A 5,962-nucleotide genomic window follows, 5' to 3' on the forward strand; every position below is an offset into this window, starting at 1 on the left:
CAATTTATGGGACGTTTCGACCGATTGGATAAATTTATGGATATAATGAGCGGACGACATAACGTACTGAACGGCGAACGGCTTTTAGACAATCAAGACCTGTGCCAAATGCTGAACGTAAGCAAACGGACATTACAGCGTTACCGTTCGGCTGGGGAACTGACCTATATAACCATCCATCACAAGATATTTTACACAGAGAAAAACGTAGAGAAATTTATTCGTGATCATTTTAGAGACAATATAGATGAGGATATGGTAGAAAAAGAATAAATATAAGATGACCGCAGAATTATTCTTCTACGGTCATCTTCATTTAGAGCTTCATGCCTTTTTTTTCTTCTTTTGGTAGCGGACTACTACCCACCGATGCAATCACGAACCTGTCTCCCATAGCTTCTTTCACTCCTTGCAAAGTATTTGGCAAAGGGGCATCTTGAATTACTGTTGATTTTGGGTTATTTTGAGATTGAACCTGATCTTTTTCAGAAACATTTTCTTGTCCCTCACTTTGCTCGATGGGCTTCAATGATAACTCTATCTTACGCTCCAAAGCTGTGAGCTCCGTTTTCAAGTCCTTTAGATCATTCTCTTTCGACCACACGCTTTCGACTACTTGCCTGAGAACGGGTACATCCTGCATCCGTTTATCGGTGTCTGCTTGGTACTTCTCCAAAAGTTTGGGCATACTGTCGAGTGCATTTAAGAAATTCAGTGAAGCAGTTTTGGGGTCGGCCGCCAAACTCCCGTAATTGTAGTTATAAAGTATCTGTCCCTCGCCACGTATAAAAAATCGGTTTTGTATCAGATCAAAACCATCTTTGTTCGTAGTTTCGGATTTTACCAACAAATCAAAACCATATAGCGAACCGATTTTCTCGTGTGCCCCATGTGTGCGTGCCCTATCCGAAATTTGGTTCAACTTCTTCCCAATGGCAATTGGGTCTGTGGCTTGAAACCCATCCAAATTTATAGGATTCAGCCGCGAGCCATCAGGAGCAACCTGCACTCGACTATTGAACGCTTCCACATCTTTAGAGATGCGATCAATATAACCCTTATTAGATTCTACGGTCTGCATGATGTTCTCTAATTTGTAGCGGCTCGAAGATTTGCCCCGAACGAAAGCCTGCTTTTCACTATCCAAAGCAGCGATCTTCTTTTCTATTCTAGCTTTCTCCAATAATTCGGTGTTTCCCGAAAGGATAGCTACATATTCAGAGAAATTCATGCCGCTTTTTTCATCCATACTGCCCTCGTCAATGGTACGAGTACCCAAATTGTTATTTTTAAGCTGTTTGATAAATAACTGCTTGTTGTGAAGTAATCCAAATTTATAGGCATCCAATGATTTTTCAACAGCATAAATCTTTACATCTACCTTATTATCAGCATATAGTTTGGCTATTTCGTTGCCCTTTCGTATTGCCCTTCCGTCGCGCTGCTCCAGATCGCTTGGCCGCCAAGGTGCGTCCAAATGATGAATAGCTACCGCCCGTTTTTGAGCGTTCACGCCTGTTCCTAACATCTCGGTAGAACCGAACATAACACGGATTTTACCCTCGTTCATATCCTTAATCATCGCTTTTCGTGCCCTCTCGCTGGTAGCTTCCTGAATAAATCTCACTTCGGATGCAGGGATACCGTAGTCCTCCACCAATTTGCGTTTAATCTCGGTGTATGGGCTCCATTGCCCCGGCTTATAGGTTCCCAAATCCGAGAATACAAACTGTGTCCCTTTCTGGGCATTGTATTTTTGGTAATAGTCCGCTATCGAAGCGGCACAATGGCTGGCTTTGTTGTCTATATGGTCGCCATACTTATCGGGGTCTATCATCCGCATATCAAGTGACATTTTACGTGCATAATCAGTCGCTATCAGCATTTTTGCTTTTTCTTCCCGTTCCGATAGTGGTGTACGTCCCAACAAAGTGGCATCGCCTGTTTTGGCAAACTCCATCAGCTTACCGATAAACTCCTGCTGGTCGGGTGTGGGTGGTATATTGTGTAAAATCTCGTTTTTTTCGGGACGATCTATGCCAATATCCTGTGCAGTGCGATAGTCGGTTATTTCGGAATAGAAAGAAGCCAGTTCCGGTACTTTGATAAAATAACGGAAACGTTCTTTCTGTACAATCTGATTGGTAACCGAAAACTCGTAGTCTTTGGTTTTCTTGGCAAAGATTGCTGCCCAAGCATCAAAGGTGTTGATACCCTGCCTTTCCAGTTCTTTGGGACGCAGGTATTTGAATAACAGATACAATTCGGTCAATGAATTGGAAATCGTTGTTCCCGATGAGTAGGTAGCTCCTAAATCTTTGCCTGTGCGTTCCTGTATGGTACGCAGGGCAAAGAGCATATTGAGTGCCCTTTGTGAACCTTCGGTATTTCCCAAGCCTGCCACACGGTCATGGCGGGTGGTAAAAGTCAGATTTTTAAATTTGTGAGATTCATCTACGAACAAATGATCGATGCCAATCATCCGAAAATCCGACATATTATCCTTACGATTTTCTATCTGGTGGGCTACCCCCTCCAACTTTGTTTCGAGATTGGCTTTGCGTTTCTCACAACCTTTGAGCATCCCTCTCGATACTTCTTTACCCTGTGAACGCAGCACTTCGAGGTTTTCCTCCACGCTGTCGAGTTCAGCCTGTAGGATGTCCCGCTGTATCTCGGGAGACTGCGGTATCATACCGAACTGTTCATGTGTTAAAATAACGGCATCCCAATTGTTGTTTTTCATCTCGTTGAAAATACGATTGCGGTTCTGTGGCGTAAAATCCTCCTTACCCGGATAGAGTACCTTTGCATCAGGGTATGCGGTACAAAAGGTTTGAGCGATTTCATGGACATTGGCTTTCAAGCCTGTAATAAGGGGTTTATTCACCAATCCGAGCCGCTTCATCTCCATTGATCCGCAGCACATAATCAGCGTTTTACCACCTCCTACCTCATGGTCGATTATTCCGCCACCATTCAATTTAAGCATCCAGATGGCATCTTTTTGACTTTTGTATAAGTCTGGAATACCTAAACCTTTCAGATCGAGTCCGGGAAAAGTCTGATGTGAGCCGTCGTATTCGGGACGTACAAAACAGTTGAACGTGCGGTTATACATATCGGCAAGTCGGTCTTTAAATTCGGGTGTTTGTTCTCTGAGCCATTCCGAAAAGCCGTTACGCATCTCATCTATCTTAGTATTGGCAAGCTGAATCGCTTCTCCGTCGCGTACTTTCGTCTCCTTGCCATCGACTCTGACCGTTTTTGTAATATCAGGCGTCGTATCGTGCAAGGCATGACGCATCAGGGCAATACCATCAAAAGTGCGGCTTTCTCCCTTGACAGCATACTGATCACTGATCTTAGCATTTTTAGTGTTAGAATTTATGCTAAACTCATCTCGGCTCTGTGCATAATGTATATTGACGTCCGTTTCAAAGAGGTGTGAAGCAAAAGCAGCATAGATGCCCGAAGGTATCCAGCGTTCACCAAAGTTGAAATCCAAATCGTCGAAGGCTATCGGCTTGGGTATGGCTTCCTGTAAAACGGTCAGGGATTCTTTGGCAGCTTCGTGGTCTGGATTGCGGTCAATAAAATTCTGCACCTCATCTGCTTTAGAGATAACATTGCCCGATATAAATTTGTCCGCTACTTCATAGCCTCCCACAAGAGGATTGAAATAGATCTTACCTTTCAGTTCATCAAGTATTCCCTCTTGTGTATTCGTCGTTAGAGAAACCATATAATCCAAATTGACCGCTCCGTATTTATTGAGACTGGATACAAGAGCTTCGTATGCGTTATCTACTTTAGAAATCTCATCGGGATTAAAGGCTACGGGACGTTCAAAGATATCTGCCTTAATTGCTTTACCCTCTCGGTAACGTTCTAGCGAAAGTATTTCCCTTCCTGCGGCATCCATCTTGATGAGGTCGAGATTCTTTGCATCGTTCAGATTTCCGAATTTTTGTGTAAAATCATCATACAAGCGATTGAGCATCTGCCGTAATGCGGGATTTTCTTTCAGTGTATCGGCTTCGTTATTGTACAGATGGTTGTAAGTATCGCGTATCTCAATATATAGCGATGCCCGTTTTTGTTGATTCGGTGATAAATCCAAAGGATGAAACATAGGTTGGTGTCCGTCCATATCCCGCAGGTAACCGATACGGTTATCCGCATCACTCACCAATGAACCATCCTTATAATGTTTTGGCAATCCATTTTCGGGTATTGGCATCGGAATAGGTTTCAATCGTTCCGCCTTTTCCTTGTCTAAACGTTCTGCACGTTGTTCGGGTGTTTCAGTTGGTGTACTTGTTGCTGGACTTTTAGGTTGTACTCCCTTTTGCTGGCTGGCTTTAGGTTGTGGTATAGGCATACGGCGACGGGAACGCTTAGGCTGTTTAATCTGTGAACGTTCTTCGGCTGAAAAACCAAACAAGTCGTACAAGGTAACAATCGGCTGTTGCTGCATATCAGGTGGCGGTACTTCCCTTTGTTCTATAACTTCTCCGGTATTCGTATTTACAAACAATCCGCTGGCTTTATCCCTGATAATTGTATCTTTTTCTTCTGTTGTTGGTACAGCTTTCGTTTCTTCTTTTGGCTGGTCAATGCGTGGCTCTACAACTGCTTTTCTCCCCTGCTCGGAGAGTTCTGCCCATGCTTTGCGGTTTCTGGCTTCACCAAAAGGATGGAAAAGGACTAAATCTTCTTCAATAGGTTCATAAGCCGATTTATGACTTAATTTCACCATATCCGAAACAGATATTTCCTGTATGCTTTTTGGTTCTTGGATTTGTTTTGTTGTTTCGGATTGTTGTACTGTCGGCTGTGTCAGAAAATCCTCTACTTCTTGCCAAAATGGATTAAGGTCATCGGAAAAACGAGTTTCATCTAAATTGGGTGTCTGCCTCATTTCCACAGTGGGAGCTACCTGTGATTGCAATTGTTCTGATGTACTCTGTGCATGGCTTTGATAATGCTGTACATCTAAATGTTGAGTAAAATCTTCATTCAGCATCCGATACAATGTGGCGGCAATAGCTTCCGTTCCTCCCGAATGAGTAAATTCCATTGCAGGTTTTCCATAAGGATCTGTACCGACTTTTACATCGGTCTGTATCACCCTATCGAAGTCTTTGAACAAATTGTTTACGGATATGCCGTTGGATAGTTTACGGGATTCGATAAAATCCTGTTGTCGTTGGCTCGGTAAAATAGTTGTATTCTTACGTTGCAGGATAATCAGATCGCTGCCGACTTCTGTTCCTGCTTCCTCTGTAAACAGGTTATTGGGTAATCGGATGGCGGAAACAACATTGCAACTATTCATCAGATGTTCACGGATCGGTTTGTTCTGCTCCGAATTAAGAACTCCTTGCGAAGTAATAAAAGCTATCAATCCTCCCTCACGGGCAGCCATCACACTTTTGGTGAAAAAATAATTATGGATTGCCTTTGTCGATTGACTCACTGCGGGTATCTCATGTTTGGAGAGCAAAGGATCAAATACAGCAACATCCCCGAAAGGAATGTTGGAAGCAATTACATCATAATGCTGTGAGTATCGTCCTTCCATCTTCTCATAGCCTTCAATCCGTATGTTATCTTGTGGGTGAAGGTGCGAGAGAATCTTACCTGTCAGCAGGTCTTTTTCAAAACCTGTTACTTCTACATCAGGTGCAGTTTCTTTGAATGAGGATATAAACGCTCCGGCTCCTGCACTCGGTTCAAGAAAACGTCGAGGTTTGATGCCACTGTTATTCAATGCGAGTGCCAAAGCATCAATAACGGGCTTGGGTGTATAGAAAGCAGTCAGCACCGAATTTTTAAGGGAGCTTACATAGCGTTTGTATTCAGCATCATCTTTCGCTCCATTCCGTAACACTTGGTGCAATTCGGTTACCAGAGGGAACAAATCATGCTCCGAGGCTTTCCAATATTGTATATCTTC

Annotated in this window: 2 protein-coding genes; one reads left to right on the top strand and one right to left on the bottom strand. The window is 43.3% G+C overall.

The features are described from left to right. A partial coding sequence (locus QOX35_RS16270; RefSeq protein ID WP_283687822.1) for a helix-turn-helix domain-containing protein occupies positions 1-273 on the top strand: 273 nt, incomplete at its 5' end. 43 nt (positions 274-316) lie between these two features. On the opposite strand, the gene QOX35_RS16275 is transcribed toward QOX35_RS16270, so the two are convergent. After that, the gene (locus QOX35_RS16275) at positions 317-5,956 is read right to left on the bottom strand and encodes a helicase-like domain-containing protein (protein WP_283687823.1); all 5,640 of its coding nucleotides are present in this window, start codon (positions 5,954-5,956) and stop codon (positions 317-319) included. Positions 5,957-5,962 lie beyond the last annotated feature (6 nt).

This window comes from Dysgonomonas sp. Marseille-Q5470, from assembly GCF_951230145.1.
GTDB lineage: Bacteria > Bacteroidota > Bacteroidia > Bacteroidales > Dysgonomonadaceae > Dysgonomonas.